14 protein-coding genes are annotated in these 20,632 nt (G+C 62.9%); 8 read left to right on the plus strand and 6 right to left on the minus strand.

The features are described from left to right. Positions 1-4: 4 nt before the first annotated feature. Positions 5-2,353 carry a M1 family metallopeptidase gene (locus BUC24_RS01600; protein ID WP_073212332.1) on the minus strand — a complete coding sequence of 783 codons (2,349 nt, stop codon included), beginning with the start codon at positions 2,351-2,353 and terminating at the stop codon, positions 5-7. A 149-nt stretch (positions 2,354-2,502) separates the two neighbouring features. On the opposite strand from BUC24_RS01600, the gene BUC24_RS01605 reads away from it, so the two are divergent. Together BUC24_RS01605 and BUC24_RS01610 are read left to right on the plus strand one after the other, a co-directional pair. After that, entirely contained in the window at positions 2,503-3,600 is a 1,098-nt protein-coding gene (locus tag BUC24_RS01605; protein WP_073212333.1) for an HD-GYP domain-containing protein, read from the plus strand. Positions 3,601-3,710: 110 nt separating this feature from the next. Next, complete coding sequence (locus BUC24_RS01610) at positions 3,711-6,020, plus strand: CHASE domain-containing protein (RefSeq protein ID WP_083598640.1); 2,310 nt, start codon at positions 3,711-3,713, stop codon at positions 6,018-6,020. Between the two features lie 3 nt (positions 6,021-6,023). On the opposite strand, the gene BUC24_RS01615 is transcribed toward BUC24_RS01610, so the two are convergent. After that, positions 6,024-6,842 (minus strand): sugar phosphate isomerase/epimerase family protein, encoded by an 819-nt coding sequence (locus BUC24_RS01615; RefSeq protein WP_229447962.1) that lies wholly within the window; start codon positions 6,840-6,842, stop codon positions 6,024-6,026. A 3-nt stretch (positions 6,843-6,845) separates the two neighbouring features. After that, positions 6,846-7,685 carry a phytanoyl-CoA dioxygenase family protein gene (locus BUC24_RS01620; protein ID WP_073212335.1) on the minus strand — a complete coding sequence of 280 codons (840 nt, stop codon included), beginning with the start codon at positions 7,683-7,685 and terminating at the stop codon, positions 6,846-6,848. A 105-nt stretch (positions 7,686-7,790) separates the two neighbouring features. Here BUC24_RS01620 and BUC24_RS01625 point away from each other — a divergent pair, with 105 nt between their 5' ends. Continuing rightward, positions 7,791-8,702 (plus strand): LysR family transcriptional regulator, encoded by a 912-nt coding sequence (locus BUC24_RS01625; protein WP_073212336.1) that lies wholly within the window; start codon positions 7,791-7,793, stop codon positions 8,700-8,702. Positions 8,703-8,788: 86 nt separating this feature from the next. Here the strand turns inward: BUC24_RS01625 and BUC24_RS27435 are convergent, their stop codons facing one another. Then, positions 8,789-8,914: a hypothetical protein gene (locus BUC24_RS27435; protein ID WP_267873464.1), complete on the minus strand. Its 126-nt coding sequence runs from the start codon at positions 8,912-8,914 to the stop codon at positions 8,789-8,791. A 108-nt stretch (positions 8,915-9,022) separates the two neighbouring features. Next, on the minus strand, positions 9,023-10,069 hold the full coding sequence (locus tag BUC24_RS01630) for a M29 family metallopeptidase (protein WP_073212337.1): 1,047 nt from the start codon (positions 10,067-10,069) through the stop codon (positions 9,023-9,025). Positions 10,070-10,289: 220 nt separating this feature from the next. Between BUC24_RS01630 and BUC24_RS01635 the strand changes: the two genes are divergently transcribed. The 5 genes from BUC24_RS01635 to BUC24_RS01660 are packed head-to-tail and all read left to right on the plus strand — an operon-like array spanning position 10,290 to position 18,370. Further along, positions 10,290-11,768, plus strand: coding sequence for a hypothetical protein (locus BUC24_RS01635; RefSeq protein ID WP_073212338.1), 1,479 nt, complete (start codon positions 10,290-10,292; stop codon positions 11,766-11,768). Further along, positions 11,765-13,243 carry a hypothetical protein gene (locus tag BUC24_RS01640; protein WP_073212339.1) on the plus strand — a complete coding sequence of 493 codons (1,479 nt, stop codon included), beginning with the start codon at positions 11,765-11,767 and terminating at the stop codon, positions 13,241-13,243. Before BUC24_RS01635 ends, BUC24_RS01640 begins: the two co-directional genes overlap by 4 nt. 30 nt (positions 13,244-13,273) lie before the next feature. Continuing rightward, positions 13,274-13,717, plus strand: coding sequence for a hypothetical protein (locus BUC24_RS01645; RefSeq protein WP_073212340.1), 444 nt, complete (start codon positions 13,274-13,276; stop codon positions 13,715-13,717). Between the two features lie 21 nt (positions 13,718-13,738). Beyond that, positions 13,739-17,341, plus strand: coding sequence for a tubulin-like doman-containing protein (locus BUC24_RS01650; RefSeq protein ID WP_073212341.1), 3,603 nt, complete (start codon positions 13,739-13,741; stop codon positions 17,339-17,341). A gap of 6 nt (positions 17,342-17,347) precedes the next feature. Further along, complete coding sequence (locus tag BUC24_RS01660) at positions 17,348-18,370, plus strand: hypothetical protein (RefSeq protein WP_143167357.1); 1,023 nt, start codon at positions 17,348-17,350, stop codon at positions 18,368-18,370. Here the strand turns inward: BUC24_RS01660 and BUC24_RS01665 are convergent. After that, positions 18,367-20,592, minus strand: a complete 2,226-nt coding sequence (locus BUC24_RS01665) for a molybdopterin-dependent oxidoreductase (RefSeq protein ID WP_073212344.1) — start codon at positions 20,590-20,592, stop codon at positions 18,367-18,369. The two genes, BUC24_RS01660 and BUC24_RS01665, sit on opposite strands and share 4 nt — an antisense overlap. Positions 20,593-20,632 lie beyond the last annotated feature (40 nt).

Consider the following 20,632-nt stretch of genomic DNA (forward strand, 5'->3'; position numbering starts at 1 on the left):
GTGTTTACTTTGTCTTGTTCTTGAGCGGGGTGCGGTAGTCCTTCATCAGGTCATCCTTGCCCTTCTCGGTTTTGAACAGCTCCACGCGCGATTGCGTGATCTTGCGCGGCCAGCTGTTGTTGCTGGTGTCAATATCAGCCGTCTCCCAGTACGGGTCCTGAGTCAGGCCCACCATCGGTTCGTCCGTCACAATCAGCTTGGTGATTTTTTTGGACGAGTAGCGCCATACCTCGGCGGGAATGCGCTCGATGATTTTTTTGCCGGACTTGAGTTCGATCTCCAGCACCAGGGGCGTGACCAGGCCGCCGGCGTTGCTGAAGTCAACCAGATACAGATGCTTGCCTTGCTTGAGCAGCGCCTTTTCCCAGTCTTCCAGTTCGGCCAGGCCTTCGTTGTACTTGTTGCGGTCCTTGTTGGTGACCGTGAATTCGTCGTGCTCGTTGTAAAAGTCCTTCAGTTCCGGCTGCGCGTCCACGCGGCGCGGCATACCTTTGTCGCGCTGGACCGACAGGGCGATCGGTTCGGCATCCTTCTGCGCCTTTTTCCATGCCTTTTCCACCTCCGGGTCCTTGCTGCTGACGCCATATTCGGTGATGCCGTCCACACTCACATCCACTGCATCGGTGGTGTAGAACCAGCCGCGCCAGAACCAGTCAAGGTCGGTGCCGGAAGCGTCTTCCATGGTGCGGAAGAAGTCCGCCGGCATGGGGCGCTTGAATTTCCAGCGCAGGGCATATTCGCGGAAGGCGAAGTCGAACAGTTCGCGGCCCAGCACCGTTTCGCGCAGCACGGTGAGCGCGGCGGCCGGCTTGGCATAAGCATTTGAACCGAACTGCAGCAGCGACTCGGAATTGGTCATGATCGGCACCTGGTTTTTGGTGCGCATGTAGGGCACGATGCTGCGCGGTTCGCCGCGCGTGCGCGGGAAGTCCACTTCCCACGCATCCTGGGCCAGGCCCTGAATGAAGGTATTGAGGCCCTCATCCATCCAGGTCCACTGACGCTCGTCGGAATTGACGATCATCGGGAAGTAGTTATGGCCCACCCCGTGGATGATCACGCCGATCAAGCCGTATTTGGTGCGGCGCGACCAGGTCAGTTCGCCGGTCTTTTTGTCCTTGGTGGGACGTGGACCGTTAAACGAAATCATTGGGTATTCCATGCCGCCGGCCGGTCCGTTGACGGAAATGGCGACCGGGTAGGGGTAGTCGAACGCGTACTTGTTGTACTGCTCAATGGTGTGGATGATGGCCTGGGTTGAATATTTTTCCCACAGCGGGTTGCCCTCCTTGGGATAGAAGGACATGGCCAGCATGTCGGTGCCGTTCTTTTTGTAGCCCTGCGCATCCCAGATGAACTTGCGGCTGGTGGCAAAGGCAAAGTCGCGCACATTGTCGGCCTTGAAGTGCCAGGTGCGGGTCGCGCTGGCGCGCGATTTTTCGGCCGCTTCCGCCTCTTTCTGGCTGACGATGATGACCGGCCGGCTGGCCGTGCGCGCCTGGCGCAGCCGCTCACGCTGGGCGGCGCTCAGCACCGCATCGGGATTTTGCAGCACGCCGGTGCTGGCCACCACATGGTCGGCAGGCACGGTGAGCTGAACGTCGAAGTCGCCAAACTCCAGCGTGAACTCGCCACCGCCTAGGAACTGCTTGTGCTGCCAGCCTGCCACGTCGTAGTAGGCTGCCATGCGTGGATACCAGTAGGCGATTTCAAAGATGTCGTTCTTGTCATCCTTGAAGTGTTCGAAGCCGCTGCGCGAGCGCTCCAGGCGCGCATCGTTGATCTTGAAGCTGTAGTCGACGCTGAACACAAAGCGCTGGCCGCTGGCAAGCGCCTGCGGCAGGTCGATCCGCATCATGGTCTTGTTGATGGTGTACTTGAGGGGTTGGCCGTCGGGACCTTTGACCGCGCCAATGGTGTAGCCGCCGTCAAAGCCAGGCACCTCCAGAATGCTGCGCATGCCTTCGAAGTGCAGGCCGTCCTCGTCGGTTTTGGCCTTGGACCAGGCCTCGCGCGATTCGACCGTCGCGGTGCTGCGCGCATCCGCGTCGGGGCGGAACTTGTTCTGGTCCAGCTGCAGCCACAGGTAGCGCAGCGTGTCGGGCGAATTGTTATGGTAGGTGATGGTCTCGCTGCCGCTGATGCTGCGTTTGGCTTCGTCGAGCGTGGCGCGGATGGTGTAGTCGGCGCGCTGCTGCCAGTAGCCGTGACCGGGCGCGCCGGCGGCGTTGCGCACCGCATTCGGCGTCGGCAAGCTCTCTTCCAGCTGGCGGAATTTGTCGTCGGTGATGTCGGCGGCCGACGCCGAGAAGAACAGGCACAGGGCCGCGAGGCCGAACGGCAAACGTAGCATGCAATACCTTGACAGGATGGATTTTGGGATCAGGCATTCTAAACTTAGCCCCTTGTCAATTGACCACCCGAATTGTAAAAAACCTGAAACATCGCACAGGTGGCGCGTTATGATGGACGGCATGACTATGGCAGCCGGAGACTGCGCCGATGGATATTGATTTCAAGGCAAGCATTTTGGTGGTAGACGCCTCGCCCGAGCATTTGGTCGAGATTGAGGAACACTTGCAGGATCGCTATCACGTCAAGCTGGCACGCAATGGCGCCGATGCGCTGCGCGTGGCGCGCCAGGTGCCCCAGCCTGATTTGCTGCTGCTGGCGCCCAGCCTGCCCGACATGAGTGCGTTCGCCCTGCTGGCGGACTTGCAGTGCCACTTCATCAGCGCCGACATTCCGGTGCTGTTCATGAGTGCCCACGACGCGCTGGATGAACAGCAGCGCGCCTTGCGTGAAGGCGCCAGCGACGTGCTGCTGCGCCCTTTTGTGCCTGAAATTCTGCGCGCCCGGGTCGACACGCTGATGCAGCTGCGCGCCGCGCGCGCCATGCTCAAGGACCAGCGCCGCCACATGGCGCACCAGGTGGCCGAGCGCACGCGCGAATTGTCGCTGATGCAGGACGCCACCGTGATTGCCATGGCCTCGCTGGCCGAGTCGCGCGAAGGCGACACGGCCAATCACATCCGGCGCACCCAGCACTATGTGGCAGCGCTGGCGCGCGAGCTGCGCTACAACACGCGCTTTGCAGAGCAGCTAAACGACGACAACATCGCCCTGCTGTTCAAGGCCGCGCCCCTGCACGACATTGGCAAGGTGGGGGTACCGGACACCATCCTGCTCAAGCCGGGCAAGCTGACGGACGAAGAATTCGAGACCATGAAGCTGCACACGGTGTACGGGCGCGACGCCATTGCCGGCGTTGAGCATACGCTGGGCGGCAGCAACCAGTTCCTGCGCTACGCACGCGAGATCTGCTATTCGCACCAGGAATACTGGGATGGTTCCGGCTACCCACAAGGCCTGGCTGGCGAAGCAATTCCGCTCTCCGCGCGGCTGATGGCGGTAGCCGATGTCTACGACGCCCTCATTTCCAGACGCTCCTACCGCCCGGCCTTTACCCACGAAACGGCGGTGGAACTGATCCGCCAGGCCAGTGGCGAGCATTTCGACCCGGACGTGGTTGATGCCATGCTGGCGGTGGAGGAAAAGTTCAAGGTGATTGCTGCCCAATTTCAAGCCGAGTCTGCCTGAAGTGTTGCGCGCCGGCCCAAGGACGTAACATTTCCGTATTTCACTATGCTATAGTCAAATCACAAGATCGGATGCACGGCCATCCGACATGACAATCTGGAGTGCGATACATGCGGACTCAAGGGTACCTTGCGTTTGTAATCGGTATTTGCCTGACCGTCTGGACCTGCCTGGTTGTGATGGATGCCCAACAGGAGCGCATTCAAAGTAACTTCCAGTACGACACGGAGAAAGTCGCCAGCGATACCAATGTGCGCTTGCAGATTTACTTCGATATGCTGCTCAGCATAAAAAGCAGCTTCGCGATCAACCAGAACATGAACCGCGCGCAGTTCGCGCGCTTTGTCCAGGAGCTGAACCTGGCGCAGCGCTATCCAGGTTTTCAGGCGATCCAGTTTGTGCGCAGCGTGCCTGCCGCGGACCTGCCCGCGTTTGTCGCCAGCGTGCGCGCCGATACCTCGCTCAACGGGGCCGGCTATCCCGAATTTACCGTGCATCCCGCCCTTGCGAGCGACCAGCACTTCATCATCGAATACACCGAGCCGCTCAAGGGCAATGAAAATGCGTTCGGCCTTGATCTGGCCGCGTTGCCGCCCCACCGCGCGGCACTGGAGTCGGGCCGCGACAGCGGCGCCATTGTCGCCACCGAGCGGATCACGCTGGTGCAGGATAAAAACGGCCAGCCCGGCTTTGTGGCGCGCGCGCCGGTCTATCGGCAGAACATGCCGCTGGCGACAGTGGCGGAACGCCGCCGCGCCCTGGTGGGCTGGGTGGCGATCGTCTTTCGCGTGAATAATCTGATGCAGGAGGTGACCGACAGCGCCATGCTGTCGCAGCTGGCTTTGCGCATCCACGACGCGGGCGACGTGTTTTCAGGTGCGCGCATGGCGCCGGCCGCGTCCAACATCATGTTCGATACCACGGTGCCGGGCTTGCGGACGGTGCCCGGTCTGCGGGCCGAAAAGCGCTTGAGCGTGGCCCAGCGTGAATGGGTCGTTACCTTCGCCGCCCGTGCCGGTGGGCGCTATAGTCCGGACATGACGCCGGTGTACGGCATTGCATTGGGCGGCATTGCCGTCAGCGGCTTGCTGAGCGCCTTGCTGCTGGCGTTTCACCGCAGCCGCGAGCTGGCGGTGCAGGTGCGCACGGCACTCGACGAGCAGCGCGCGTTTCAGGACAGCGCGGCGGTGGGCATCGCGCTGTTCGCGCACGGCGTCATTTTGCGCTGCAACCGCGGCATGGAAGAAATGCTGGGCTACGATCCCGGCACCCTGGAAGGCAATCCGACTTCGGTGCTGCGGCAAGCGCACGGCGGCGGTGTCGATGTGCTGGCGATTGATCCTGCCACGCATCGCTGGCAGAGCGAACTGGAACTGGTCCGCAAGGACGGCAGCGCGATCTGGTGCCTGATCAATGGCAAGGCGGTCGATCCCGCCGACTTGAGCAAGGGTGGGGTGTGGGTGATCCAGGATATCAGCGACCGTAAGCAGACCGAGGCCGCGCTGGTGGACGCGCGCGACGGCTTGCAGCACAGCCTGAGCGAACTGGCCCTGCAAAAAGCCAATGTGGAATCAGCGCACAGCGATCTGTCGGCCGTGCTGCGCACACTCAAGCAGGCGCAGACCAACTTGATCACGTCGGAAAAAATGGCGTCGCTCGGGTCGCTGGTGGCCGGCGTGGCGCATGAACTGAACACCCCGATCGGCAACAGCTTGTTGACCGCAACGGCGCTGGACGACATGGTGCGCGCCTTCGAAAGCAAGTACACCGACGGCGGCGTGAAGCGTTCGGTGCTGGAAGCGCACCTGGCCGATACCAAAACCGCCTGCGCGATCATGACCAACTCGCTGCGCCGGGCGGCAGACTTGATCAACTCGTTCAAGCAGGTGGCGGTCGACCAGACCAGCGACAAGCGGCGCCGCTTCAATCTGGGCGATGTGATCCGCGACACCCACGCCACTTTTGCCGCCCAGCTCAAGCGCGCCAACTGCGAAACCATCATTGACTGTGCGCCCGGCCTGATCCTCGACTCGTACCCCGGCAGTCTGGGACAGGTGCTGTCCAACCTGATCAACAACGCCATGCTGCATGCGTTTGAAGGCCGCGACAGCGGCAAGATGATCATTACCGCGCGCGATGCAGGCGACGAGCAGGTGGTGCTGGTGTTCAGTGACGACGGGATCGGCATGTCGCCGCGCATTCTGCACCAGGTGTTCGATCCCTTCTTTACCACCAAGATGGGGCAGGGCGGCTCGGGGCTGGGAATGAATATCGTCTACAACCTGGTGACCGGCATGCTGGGCGGGACCATCGAGATCGACTCCTCGCCGGCCCACGGCACCACGGTCACGCTCAAGATACCCTGCAAGGCACCCAAGCGCGATGCCGAAAGCGGCAGCATGAATCTGTTGTCCTTGTAGCGCTCAAGCGTAACGTGAACGCAGCAGGTCGCGCATGGCCACGTTCAATTCCCACGCGTTCGATACCAGCTCGCCGCTGTACGGCAGGGCGGCGGTGTAAGGCGCCGGGCCAAATTCCGGCGTGAGCGTCATGCGCGGGGCACCGGCGGCGCGCCGCAGGGCCACGATCCGGTCCCACCACGCCAGGTGGGCTTCCAGTTCCGCCTGCCATTCGGGCGCGCGGAAGTCGCTCACCTGCGGTCCTTGCGCGTGGCCGACGCGCGCATGAATGTGGCGCGCGTGCGGCAGTGCCAGCGCCAGCGTGTCATGCTGGTCCTGCAATAGCGACTCGCAGGCGCAGCACCAGTGCGACAGGTCGGCGGTCAGTTCCAGGCCGGGCCGGTCCTGCAGATACGGCAGCGCCAGGGCCGGGTGGCCGGAAAAGCGGCTGCGGTGAATCTCGTGATACACCGGCACGCCATGATCGGCCGCCACGGTTGACGCCAGATCAAGCAATTCCAGGTTCTGGGCGCGGGTGTAGTAGTCCTTGCCGGTGTGCGAATTGACGAACAGGGGGCGCGCCAGGCAGGCGTTGTTCAGGTAGCGCTCGAGCGCGTCGCGGTGGTCCTCGAACCCAGGATGGAACACGGTTTCCCACTGCTGGGCAATCAAGTGCAGGCCGGCGGCGGCAATGCGACCGGTCCAGTCCTCGCGTTCGGCCGCATCCAGCGGCAGCGACATTTCGATGCCATCAAAGCCTGCTTCGAGCACGCGTTCGATGAAGTCTTGCGGCGCCAGCGCGTTGCTGCCCCAGTGGGGCGCAAAAATCAGGATCTCCATCATGCCTTACTCAAAACCGCGGACCGGGAAGCTGGCATCGCGCTGGATCCAGTTCTGCGGCGAGTAGCTGGTGGTGCCGTCGGTCGCGTGCAGGGTATAGGCGTGGCGCGACACGGGAGAGCGATTGGGCGCGCTGTAGTGTGGCAGCAGGCCATGGAAACAAACCAGGCTGCCCGCTTTCGCTTCCAGCGGCACGGCGACGCTGTCGTCCGGCCACGGGGTGCTGTCGAGCTTTTCCATCTTGATGTCGTCGCCATTGCGCACAAAGCGCTCGCGCATCGGGCCGCGGTGGCCACCCGGTTCCACCCACAGGCAGCCGTTGTCGATGGTGGCGTCTTCCAGGGCGAACCAGAACGTGGTCACGCTCACCGGGGTGGTTTCAAAAAAGGTGGCATCCTGGTGCCAGCGCACTTCGCCGCCAATGCCTGGCTGCTTGAAGATGTACATCGACTGCCACACCTTGGCGTCGCGCAGGCCCAGGTCGCGCGCGACGGCGGCCAGCTTGGGGTCGCGCGAAAACTGCTCGAATACCGGGTCCAGGTCGTGCAGGGCGTGGCCGATCTTGTTGATCGAAAGTGATTTGTCCTGTTTCAGCTTACCGTCGGTGTCGAAGGCCTCTTCTTCAAAGAAGCAGCGAATGGTGTTGTCCGAGCGCAGAAAATACGCGTCGGTGGCAGTCAGCTGGTTCTGGGTCGTGAAAATCGACCGGCTCTCGGACGGATCGAAGGCATCAACGATCTCAGCTGCGCGCTGGCGCAGGGCCGCAAGGGCGTCCGCGCTTTTAAAGCCGGGGATGACGAGATAGCCGTCGCGCTCAAATTGGGTGCGCTGGTCTGAATTCAGCATAGGTCTTGCTCCTGATTACGAATATCCCATTGTAGGGCCGGTGGCATTGTCCATCAATATGGGAAGTTGTTGACATATTGTCTTCGATTAGTTGACAATCAGGGCATGGACCAATTGCAAGCGATGGAAGTCTTTGTTGAAGTGGCGCGCCTGAAGAGTTTCTCGGATGCGGGGCGCCAGCTTGGACTGACGCGTGCCATCGTCAGCAAGGTCGTGGCCCAGCTGGAGGAGCGGCTCGGCGCGCGGCTGCTGTATCGGTCTACGCGCGAGGTGAGTCTGACGGATGCGGGGCTGGCTTACCTGGCGCCGTGCATGGCGACCGTGGAACAGGCGCGCGAAGCGACGCGCGCGATTCACCCCGCTGGCGCCGCGCTGGCAGGGCCCCTGCGGATTCAGGCGCCAAGCAGTTTTGGCAGCGTGTGGCTGGCCGATGCGCTAGCGCGATTCAGTCTGCTGCATCCCTTGCTCAAGCCATCGCTGTTCGTTGACGATGCGCTGCTTGACCCGATTCGGCATGGCTTCGATTTGTCGATCCGCGTGGGCGGCATTCCCGATACCAGCGGCCTGGCATCACGGCGGCTGGCGCCGTGCCGGGGCGTGCTATGCGCCACGCCGGGCTATCTTGCGCGTTGTGGTATGCCACAGGTGCCGCAGGACTTGCGTGACCATCAGTGTTTGCACTTCAGTCATCTGACCGACGGCACCAGTTGGCATTTTTCACGTGGGGTTGAAACCCAGACCGTGCAGGTAAATGCGGGCTTCACGTCGAACAATGGACTGGTGCTGCAGCAGGCCGCCCTGCGCGGGCTTGGAATTGTCTACAGCACGACGTTTCTGGCCTGGCGTGATTTGCAGGAGGGGACACTGGTGCAGGTGCTGCCCGAATGGGAGCTGCCGCTCAATGATCTGACGGCGCTGTATCCGGCCGGGCGCCAGTTGTCGCCCAAGGTGAGGGCCTTGATTGATTTTCTGGTCAGTGAATATCAGCCATTGCCGCCGTGGGACCGCGGACTATAAACATCGTCCTCGCGAAGGCGGGGACCCATAGCACGTGTGCGACTTCGGTAACGTTCTATGGGTCCCCGCCTTCGCGAGGACGATGTTCAGCGGCCAACGATCCAGCCGCCGTCGCGGTAGACCAGTTCATCATCCAGATACACCGCATCCGTCACCGCAAACACATCCACGTGATAGCGCGCATCCTTGCGCTTGATTGATCTTCTGGTCATCGAATATCAGCCAGCGCTACTACATCGTCCTCGCGGAGGCGGGGACCTATTCCACGTTTGCGACTTCGGTGAGGTGCCATAGGTTCCCGCCTGCGCGAGAACGATGTTTTAATGGCCAACGATCCAGCCACCGTCGCGGTAGACTAGTTCATCATCCAGGTACACCGCATCCGTCACCGCAAACACATCAACGTGATAGCGCGCATCCTTGCGCTTGAAGCCGGGCTTCTGGTACACCCCATGCTTGGCGCCGAGCGATAAATGAATGCCGCACATGCGTTCGTAAGTGCCAATATCGTTGACGCGACGCTCGCGCGTGAAGGCGCGGTTCATCCCGAAACCCAGTTCACGCACCCACACTTCACCCTCGTCGGCGTGAATGATTTCCATCAGCTTGTCGAATTCCGGCGTGGCGCCTTCAGCGCGCACCACGCGCCCGCGTTCAATCACCAGGGTGATGGGCGTGTCGGGCCGGTTGACCATGTACGAGGTGTCGCCAAACACATGCACCCGCACGCGCCCGTTGACCGCTTCCAGATCCTGGGCTTCGGTGAACACTTCGCCAATCGGGAACTGCCCGCCCACGTTGTTCATCTGGCTGTAGTCGCCGATATTGAGCTTGGCCGATTCCAGCGGCGAGGCGAACACCAGCCGCTCGCCGCCGCTGACCACAGTAGCCGAGGAGGCCGCATCGATGCGCGCCTTGAGGGCATGGCCCACCCCGCGGTAATAAGCGCTGTCGTAGGCCAGCGCTTCGATGTAATGCGCACCCTGGTCACCCGGCATGCGCGACAAATGCACGTGCTCGATCACCTTCAAGCCCAGTTTGAATAGCTCGACCCGGATCCGGAATGCCTCCAGCCGGAAGTTGGTGGACTGGATCAGCACCACCAGGTCGCCCGCTGCCATGCGTTTGAACGCGGCCAGAACGGCGTCGGGCGCCACGCTGTCGAAGTCGATCAGGTCGGCGCCGGGCAGATTGCGCCGATAGGCTTCGCCCAGCGCGCGGGCCAGGTCCGAACGCGTGTCGTAGACCACCAGCGCCTTGTGTGCGGGACCATGTTCGATGGCGATCCGCAGCACGTCCCCCAGGTGGCCGGTGGCGGCGTCGATGGCGCTGGCAGGAATTGCGCCCCAAGAGGTGTCGGAGGTCATGGCAGAAGAAGATGAACAGCAGGAGCGTCATTATAAGGCAGCGCCGTCACGCCAGAATTCCCCTCAGGAATCTCGCCAAACGCCCCTTGTCAGTTCGCCAGATGATACCGGTCAATTAAAAAGCTTGCGTCAAGCAGTTGCGCTATGATTTGAGCAGCAAACAGCGGCCAATTTGCAACGCCGCTGTGCAATCACATACATATATACGGCGGCACGCACAATGACATACAGGTGGGAAACGGCGGCCAGCGTCTGGCTGGAAGATGAACGCAGCGCCCAGTTCGAACTGGCGTCAAGCGAAGGCTTGAGCCGGATCGAGTGGCAGGGGCAGGCACGCGGACGCCTGCCCGATGTGGCGCGCCTGCTTGGCGCCTCGCTGCCGGCCGCATGCAACTGCGCGCCCATCTACCCCGAGGGCTTTGCCTTTTGCCCCACCTGCGGCCATGCGCTGCACAAGTTCGCAGGCCAGCAGCGCAAGCAGGCAGCGTGGTTCGGACCGTGGGCAGACCAGTCCTTGCCGCGCCACGTGCCGCATGGCTTGCCCGTCACCTCGCTGGCCCTGGGTGACAGCCTTGAGGAACGGCCCGCGCCGCCCCATGTCGGCCGCTTCGATCTGGCCATGCCGGTGCCGCCCAACGCACAGTGCGTATTCGCCGCCGGCAGCTACGGCTTCCCCGTGCAGCGCCTTCTGGCGCTGGCCTACGGCCGCAACGTGCTGCAATACTGGGATCCGATTGCGCAGGTCTGGCACGTGATGGCAGCCGAAGACCCTGCCGCCGATCTGACCTTCATCGCGTCTGCATATGCATGGCTGCCGGCGTCCAATCCGCGCCGCGGCGAGGTGGCGCTGGTGCCCACGGCACAAGGGCTGGCACGCCTGTGGATCAATCCTGTCAGCGAAAGCTATCACCTCGAACCCGTGCTGCAGGCTACGCTGGCCAGCGCACCGGGCCTGATGCGGCGTCACCTGGCCTGCCTGATCAACACGGCCGACGGCGTGCGGCTCTGGACGGCGCAGCAGGATTTGAGCGCGGTGGTTCTGTATGACTGCGCGGTGCCGTCCTCGGGCTGGTCGCGCCCCATCGGCTACGACGGGCGCCTGTTGTGGTTGCACCAGGAGGGGCAGCTGGCGTGGCAGAATGGTGCGGCGCCCCAGTGGCTGCGCTGGCCGCAGGGCTGGGCGCCGCGTCTGGAATTTGGCGGACCCACGCAAAGCCGCGACGGCCGCCTGTGGCTGGCAGGGCACGACGGCCAGTCATACAGCTTCCTCGAACTGGGCAAGGCAGACGGCCAGATGGAACCGATCAATGGCGCCCGTCTGGGTTTTGCCAGTTTACTGTTCCGGCGCGGCCACGCGGTGGTGGGCGAACCGTGGGACACCGAACACGTGGAAGACCCGCACGAAGACGATTCCCTGGTCGTGCCGCTGCTGCGCAGCTTTAACAATAACCGCAGCCAGCCCAGTGGTCTGGTACTGCGCCTGCATCAATACACGGGCCGCGCCGAAGACGCGCTGCATGGTCGCGTGATTCCGCGCACCACCGTGGAATGGATCGGCAAGCGCAACGTGATCCTCGACGATGTGGCGCGCCTGGTTCGTCCACTTGAGTGCGTGCCGTTCGTGTACGACGATTGCCTCTGGCTGCACCACCCTGAATGGAATCAGGTGCGCGGCTGGCGCCTGGATGAACTGTCGTGAAGCGCTTGCTGGCCAGCTTGATACTTGCGCTCTGCTGCGCCCCGGCGCTGGCGGTCTCGCACGTATTCCTGGTGCAGAATTCCGGCTGGATGGAGCCGTTTTACACCGATCCGGCGTCGCAGTACAAACCGCTGGTCACGGCCTTGGTCAGCGCGGTCGCGCAACCGGGTGACCCGCTGGTGCTCGCTGCATTTAATCAAAGCTTGCCGGGCCTGGCCTCGCCACGGGCCTTGCTGTCGGTCTCATATGAGCCCAAGGTCACGGGAAAGCAGGTGCGCGACGCGCTGGCTGAACTGGAAGTCGCGCGCAAACCGGGCAGCAAGGCGTATGCCGATACGGATCTGAGCGAGGCGGTCAATCTGGCGGTGGACAAGGCCCTGGGCGACAAGCCAGGCCTGGTCTGGCTGTTTACCAATAACCGCAACAGCCCCAATAACGACCAGGAGACGGCGCGCCGCAACAGCGAGTTCTACGCCTTGATTCACCAAGGGCGCACCATCACGCGTGCGCTGGCCTACCCGCTGCAAATGCCGGTCAAGGGCGAGCACTATCGCGCCAACGGCATCATGCTGTACGTGCTTGCGGTCGGCGAAAAAGGTGCCGCCGACCTCAAGGCGCTGGTCGCGTCGGGCGCAATTGCCAAAGTCATCACCGAGCCGGCCGCCCGCCTCAAGCCGCTGGACCAGGACACTGTGCGGCTGCTGCCGCGAAAAGTGAGCAACGCGCCCGGCGTCGGGTTTTCGATGACTCCGGGTGGCCTGCTGCGCGCCGATGTGGAATCGGACGCGCGTACGCCCGCCGCCGGTATCGAGTGGCAGCTTGAAAATACAATCTATCCGTACACCATCGCCAGTGCCACCATCAGCGCGCGCTCCCGCCTGGGTGGCGAGGATCATCCGATTCGTTTGCGCGAGGCCGGTATTGCCGGCCTGGCACCGGGCAAGTCGGCACCCTTGTCCTCATCCATGCAGCTGCCGGTCAAGCAGTTGCCAAGCAAGTGGTCATGGAATGCCATCGGCAGTGCCGGTTCGGCCTACGTTTTGCCGGGGCAGATCGAACTGCATCTGGGTGCGCAGCGCCTGGAGCTGTCGCAGGCGTTCCGCAAGCGCATGGCCACGCTGTTCCCGGGCGACCCGCTCCCTGAAATATTTACGCCACCAGAGCAGATCAAGGCTTCGACCGCGGTGCTGCCGCTGGAAGTGCGCGTTCATTATGGCGTGGGGCCGCTGGTGGCCTTGATGGCGGCCGGCCTGGCGCTGGCGGGCTTGCTGACAACGGCAGCGCTGGCGCTGGTGCGTCCGCGCAAGGCGCTACTGACCGTGGAAGACGAATTGCGCACCATGCACGCACGGGCCGGCACCACCCAGCCTGTTTTCGACAAGGCCGGAAACCGGATCGCGCAACTGAAAACCACGCTGTTCGGACACCAGCTGATCGACCTGCGCGACGGTGCGCAGGTGCGGCTGGGCCGCTGACATCTCTCTGAAAACATAAGGAACGACTTCATGCAAAACACCACGCCACCGGTCACCGATCCCGGCTTCAAGCTGCCGGGCGACGAGAAGGCGGTTGCCGACGCTGCCAGGGCGGCTTCCGCCCCGGCCCCGGCGCAGGCCAATACGATCGAGGTGGCGCCTGTGGCAGGCGCCCCTGTCACAGACACGTCATCGCGCGACCTGGCGATTGGCGCGGCCGTATTCCTGGTTCTGCTGGTGGTGTATTTTTTTGTGCGTAACGCGTATGTGCACCATATGGTTGTCAAGCGCGTGGCGCCATCGTCGGCCGGCAGTGCGGGCTGGCTGCTGTTTGTTGGCCTGTCCTTCATCAGCGCGGCCGCTGTCCTGGCGATCATCAATGCCAGTAAATTCCTTACGTTCGCAATCACCGCGCCGCTCGTTGCGGTTGGCCTGATTGCCCTGGTCGCGGCGCTGTTCGTCGGCCGCCGCTGATTTTTACCGAAAGAGAGCAACATGGCAGAATTGTCCAACACGGCCGGCGGCAAAAAGGCAGAGCGCAAGGTCGATCTGCGGCCCACGCTGTTCATTGGCGCCGGCGGCACCGGCATGGAAGTGATGCTGCGCATACGGCGCCGCATTCTGTCCGAAGTATGGAACCGCCATCATCCGACCCGGGTGGAATCGATTTGCCAGTTCCCGGTCGCGCGTTTTCTGCATCTGGACCTGGACAACAATGCCATCATCGATGAAGGCAAGTCCCAGCGCACCGATCCCTGGTTCGAACTGGTCAAGCTGGCCGACGATGAGCGGTTGGTCGAATCCATCGACCTGCACCAGTATCACGAGTCCGACGACAGCCTGGCGCGCTTTCCCCTGATCGAAAACTGGATGCCGCTGCGGCCCAAGAAACTGCGCTCCCTCGGTATCGACCCGTCCAAGGGCGCGGGTCAGATCCGTGCGGTGGCGCGTCTATATTTGTTCGATAAATACCCCAAGCTGCGCGGCCGCATCAAGGGTGCGCTCAATTTCTTGAGCAGCAACGCAGGAAACGAGCGCAAGGAGAATTATCAGCGCCTTGGCTTGCAGGTCGATACGTCCAAATTCCGCATTGTCGTCATCGCATCGGCAGCGGGCGGCACCGGCGCCGGCACGGCGATTGACCTGGGCTGGATCGCCAAGGCCATCGCTCGCCAGGAAGTCTCGGACAGCCAGGTCGATCTGGTCATGCTGATGCCTTCCGGTTTTGCCAAGGCCAACAAGGAGCGCACTGAAGCCAATGCCTATGCCACCTTGATGGAGCTGGAAACGACAATGCGCGACATGAATGCGCAGGTGCGCTGGGCCGAACCGGACAGCCTGGTAGGCAAGGGGGCACCGTTTGACGACGTGTATTTTGTCGACACCGCCAACCTGGCCAACAAGGCCACCGCCGACGTCAAAGACGTGTACCAGATGGTAGCCGACACGCTGTTCGAAGACTTTGCTTCGGCCGATTTCGCCAACCGCAAGCGCTCGATCGCGGTCAACCAGCAGCAGCACAAACTGGGGCCATTCAATCCGCGCGTGCCCGAGCAGCGCTTTGGCGACATGCGCCTGTCGTACTCCAAGGTGTATTCGGCGTTCGGTCAGGCCGTGCTCGACACCCAGCAAAGCCTGCGCGACGATATCCGCGCCTATCAATTGGCTGGTCTGATGGTAAAGGCCTTCTTTGGCCTGGCTGGTGGCGCCGGCGTGGTGGCACGGCGCGCGGGCGACCAGGAGCGCGATATTTTCATGCGCGAGCAGATGGCCATGAGCGAGCATCCGTTTGACGAGTTTCCCGATTTTCGCAAGGGCACGGTGGACGTCACACCGTTCCAGGAATACGCCCTGACCGACCAGCTGTTGATGGACAAGGACCAGCGCTCGCTGCTGGAGCGGGTCGAGAGCAAGGTGCAGCTGGAGATCGACCGCATCATGGGCTCCTACGACATCGCGGTCTGGCGCGAGAAGGTGGCCGAACTGCTGCCCAATCTGGAGCGCGATGCGATCCGCGAGGCCGGCGCCACTGCCGAGACCAGCGAAGACCGGATCAAGCGCCACACGGGCGAGCTGATGGCACGCCTGAAGGGCCGCGCACGCGAGCAGCTTTACGCGTTGCTGGACGACCGCAAACAGGGCGGGCTCGAATTTGTGCTGTCGCTGCTGGAGCAGATCAAGGCACGCCTGCAGCAGCGCGATCTGGGTCAGGTGGAGCGCAATGGCAAGCGCTATCGCGACATCCGCGATGCGCTGCGTACGCGCCAGGTGGAGGAGTCGCTGGGCAACCTGTCGCAGGCAGCCACCAAGCTGTTTGGAAAAGAGGCACAGGCGCGCGAGATCATGGCCCACCTCAAGCGCGACATCTCTGACTACCTGCGCTTTCACTTGCTGGCGGTGGCTGCCGGACAGGCGGTGGAAGTCATGCGCGGCATGTCTGGCTGGCTGGGCGACCCGCAACAAACGGATGACAATGGCCAGGCCGAATGGAGCGGCATTGCTGGTGAATTCCAGGAAGGGCGACGCTGCGTGCAGGCGATGCTCGGTGCGGTCGATCAGCGCATCGACCAGTTGCGCGCCGACGCGCAGCATGAACACGCCACCTACATCAAACTGGCCAGTGATACGCTGCCCGAACCGGTCAAGCTGACCGGTGACGTGAGCGCCTGGAGCGAGGAAGTGCTGCTCGAATTTGGCGGTTCGGCGCGCCTGTTCCCGCAGTTGGGCGACGACCGCCTGCGCGCCAGCCTGCTGCTCAAGCTGTTCCGCCGTGCCCAGACCCAGTTGTCGGTGGAGCAGCTGGGCGATGCGGGGCCGGTCGATCCGCTGCTCGAGCGCCTGATGGCAATGTCGCCACAGGAGCGCCAGCGCATCTTCAATGAATGGATCAAGAGCGCCATGCCCTGGGTGAATGCGCGTTTCTCGGCCGAGTTTACGCCACGCGCCGATCAGTTCAAATGCTTTATCGGCGTGGGTGACGTGAATGCCTGGCGCAAGCTGGAAGACGAGATCCGCGCGGCGGTACCGACCGGTTCCTTCCATGGCGACCTGGTCTCCGTGGTGAATACTGGCATCGCGGGCAAGGCGGTATGCTATATCGAGCTGTCGGGCTTCCCAATGACTGTGCTGCGCGGCCTGCCGACCTGGCGTACCTCGTACCAGATCGAAAACCCGAAGATCCCGACCCACCTGCATTTTGATGCCACCCGCTTCCGGCACCCTATTTCGCCATCGATGGACGAACTCAATCGCCTGGCCGACGACTACGAATGGTTCTTGCAAGCCGTTGCGCTGGGTGTGGTCAAGCGCAAGGCCAATCTGGCCGAGCGTGAAGCTTCGTTCCAGCCGCGCGGCCAGTACCTGTTTGAGGTTGAACCGGGTTCCGGCGAATGGCTGCAGATCGGGAACGAGTTTGCGATCCGCTCGAACGGGCTGCCGCCGTATTACCGGGAGCAGGTGATCGCGGCGGTACAGAACAAGCTGGCCACGTTGGGGCCGCACCAGATGGTGCTGCTGGCGGCCCTGATGCGCCATTACCAGCACCGGGTGTATGAACCCAAGCTCGAAGTGGATGAAACCGGCGCCCAGCTGCCGTCGCCGTCGCTGCCCAACATTACGGCGCGCAGGCTGTACGAACAATGGTTCAAGCGCGCCGCAGCCATGAACAGCACGTCCTTGGCCGACATCGACACTGCACTTGGCAGCCTGCCCTTGTGGACCGAAGCGGTGCCCGATTCCGCCAGTGACGCTTATGCATGGGAGGTTGAGCGGCTGGTGGACAAGCGCGTGATCCGGCCACAGTATCTGGCCAGCGACGCTGAAGCGGCACGCGCGCTGGAAGCACCTGCGGTGGCGACGGCCATCGCGCCGGCGCGCTACAAGCTGTTTTTGGACGGCGCGCAGCGCGGCCCGTTTTCATTCGACGAGCTGGCGCTGCGCGCGGCGCGCGGCGAGATCGGCCCGGATACCAAAGTGTGGAACATGCAATGGAATCCAAAGTCCGACAAGTGGAAGCTTGCAGGCGACCTGGCCGAACTGGGCACCTTGTTTGAGCATGCCATCCCCGATCCTGATGACGCCATACCTGACCCGGACTAGAACAGAATGAACTTGCAAGACCAGGTGATCCATCGCTGCATCCATGCAGCTTGTGCGCGGCCTTTGCCGCGGCGGGTCAATTTTTGTCCGTATTGCGGGACTGGCCAGCACGATGGTGTGGTAAAGCCGTCGCATGTGCTGCCACCTGCGCAGGCGGTGCCGGTGGTGCCGGTGGCGCTTGCGCCAGCTGTGGAGCCAGCACTACCTGCGCCGACGACAGCTGCGCCGCCTCAGCCACACGCGCCACCCACGCCACCTGCACCGCCTGCACCGAACGTAGCGCCTAAAAATGCGCCACGCGGCATCTCGCAGCCGCCCAAGCGCGAGCCAGTGCGATTGCGCTGGTGGCTTGTCGCGCTGGCGGCGCTATGGGCGATCTGGTTGTATGCGCGGCCGTCGCCCAACAAGATCGAAGCGCGCATAGAGCGTGCCAACCTGGCCAGCGCGGAATGCCGCATGAACGATGCCCAGTCCGAGTTGATTGCGCTGCGCATGACGCGCGCCTCGCCGGAGCAATTGTCACGGTTGCAGGCCACCATCAATGCTGCGTCGGCCGGTTGCACCAAAAAAAAGCAGCGCGACAAGGCGTGGGAAGAAACCACGGTCGCGATCGATAATGCCTTGTCGTCCAACGACTTTGCACGCGCGCAGAGCCGCCTGGCGCAATTTACCAAGCGCTATGGTGAGAACGATGAGGTTCAGCGTCTGAAGGAGAAAATCGCGAAGCAAAGGGCGGCCGCGCCGCCCGAGCCCGTGCCTCTGGCCACACCGGCACCGATCGTTACTCCACTGCCGCAGCCTTCATCCCAGCAAGCGCAATCGGTGCGCAATCTGATCGACGAAGCCGAGCGCGCGCTTTCAAGCGGCAATTACCGCGCCGCGTCCGACAAGCTGGAAGTGTGCATCACCATGGTCGACCCGGGCAACCGTGAATGCGCTGCCTTCAAGGTGCATGCCGACCGCCTGCAGCGCGAGCAGCGGCGCTGCATTCTTGAAGGCCGGCAGTGGACGGAAGACCGCTGCAGTTAAGCGGCGGCGTGCGCCTTCATGGTGATGGGAATCCCTGACAGGACGGCATTTCCCGACAGCGGATCGCGCAGGTTTTCGTCCAGCAGCGCGTTCAGATTGACACCCGGCCGCTGCGCCGCCACGCCCAGCTGGGCGCCCGGCAAATTGTGGCCCCAGCCGTGCGGCAGACTTACCACGCCCGGCATCATTTCGTCCGACAGTTCCACCTGCACGACAATCTGGCGCGTGCCATTGTTCACTTGCGCGGCGCCGCCATCGGTCAGGCCCAGCCGGGCAGCATCGGCCGGGTGGACCAGCGCGGTACAGCGATAGCCCCCTTTGGCCAGCACGGGCAGATTGTGCATCCAGCTGTTGTTCGAACGCAGCTGGCGGCGGCCAATGATCACCAGTTCGGGCGCAGGCGCTGCAAGGTCGGCTTCCACCCGCGCCAGATCATCGAGCAGCATTTGTGGTGCCAGCTCGATTTTGCCCGATGGCGTGCGCAGCGCTTCCGGGATCCGTTGTGCCATCGGGCCCAGATCGATGCCTGACGGCGCTGCCTTGATTCTGGCCAGCGTCAGGCCGTCCGGCTTGCGCCCGAACTGATCGCCATACGGACCCGTGCGCAGGCCCAGTTCGAGCAGGCGCTCTACGCCCTTGAGGTGGTCAAGCGCAGCCATCACCTGGTCGGCGGCGGGGCCGACAGCCTTCTTCAAGTCCTCTTCCAGCGCCTCGTCGTCCAGCGCGCTGATGTCGGCTTTGGCGCCCAGTCCCTTGGCGATGGCGGCGATGCGCAGCATGCTTTCCCATTCTTCCGGCATGCCCGGCGCGCGCGCCAGTACGGGCGGACTGTATCGGGCGTGATTGCGATGCGAGAACTGGGTGAAGGTGACGTCGTAGTGCGCTTCTTCCAGTGGCGACAGGCCGGGGAGAATCACATCGGCGTGGCGCGAGGTTTCATTCAGATAGATATCGAGGCTGACCATGAAGTCAAGTTGGTCGAGCGCCTTCGCCAGCCGTGCGCCGTTGGGCGCCGACAGCACCGGATTGCCGGCAATGGCGATCAGGGCGCGGATCTGGCCTTCGCCAGGGGTGTCGATTTCCTCGGCCAGGCAAGTGAGAGGAATTTCGCCGACGATTTCGGGCGCGCCCGAAACGCGCGAGCGATAGCGCCCGCTGACAATGCCGCGCCCGGTCCCGGGTGCACCGCGCGTGTTGGCCGCGAATGCCGCCGCCTTCGGGAACATCGAGCCGCCTTCTTCGTCCAGGTGGCCGGTCAGCACATTGATCACGTCGATCAGCCATGAGCACAGCGTGCCAAATTGCTGGGTGCAGGTGCCGATGCGACCGTACACGCATGCATTGCGCGTGTTGGCCAGGGTGCGGGCCAGCTCACGCATGGTGGCCGCCTCGATTCCACAGCGCGCCTGCACAAGCTCGGGCGCGTACGCTCGCACGGCAGCGGCCAGTGCGTCGACGCCGGTGGTGTGTTCCGCCAGGCGGCCCATGCTGACCAGCGATTCGTCAAACAGGGCGTGCACAATCCCCAGCAGGAAGAACACGTCGGCGCCCGGACGAATGAAATGGTGCTGGTCTGCCACGGCGGCAGTTTCGGTGCGGCGCGGATCAACCACGACAATCTTGCCGCCGCGTGCGCGCATGGCCTTGGCCTTGCCGCGGAAGTCGGGCACGGTCCACAGGCTGCCGTTCGAGACCATGGGATTGGCACCGATGATCAGCATGAACCGGGACCGCTCGATATCGGGCACGGGCACCGACAGCCAGCTGCCGAACATCAGACCGACCGACAGCATCTTGGGCACCTGGTCCACGCTGGAAGCGGAGAACATATTGCGCGTGCCAAGGGCGCGTGCCAGGCGCGGGAAGTATAGTGTCAGGCCCATTTTATGTGACGTGGGATTGCCCAGCACGGTGGCAACCGCATTCGGTCCGCCGGCGGCGATAATCGGTGGCAGGCGCTGTTCGATTTCAGCGTACGCTTCGTCCCATGTCGCTTCGACAAAGCGGCCATTGCGCTTGATGAGGGGTGTGCGCAGGCGATCCGGGTCGTCGTGCAGGTCTTTCAGACCGATGGCTTTGGGGCATAAAAACCCGCCCGAAAAGACGTCCTGTTCATCGCCCCTTATGCGCACGACCTTGTCATTGTCCAGATCGAGTTCAAGGCCGCAGGCGGCTTCGCAAAAGGGGCAGATACGGTGCGCTACGGTCGCTTGCGAAGTCATGGCGGTATTTCCTCAGAAAATCGAACGGTCGTTCTATTGT

Source organism: Massilia sp. CF038, assembly GCF_900129765.1.
Lineage (GTDB): Bacteria > Pseudomonadota > Gammaproteobacteria > Burkholderiales > Burkholderiaceae_D > Telluria_A.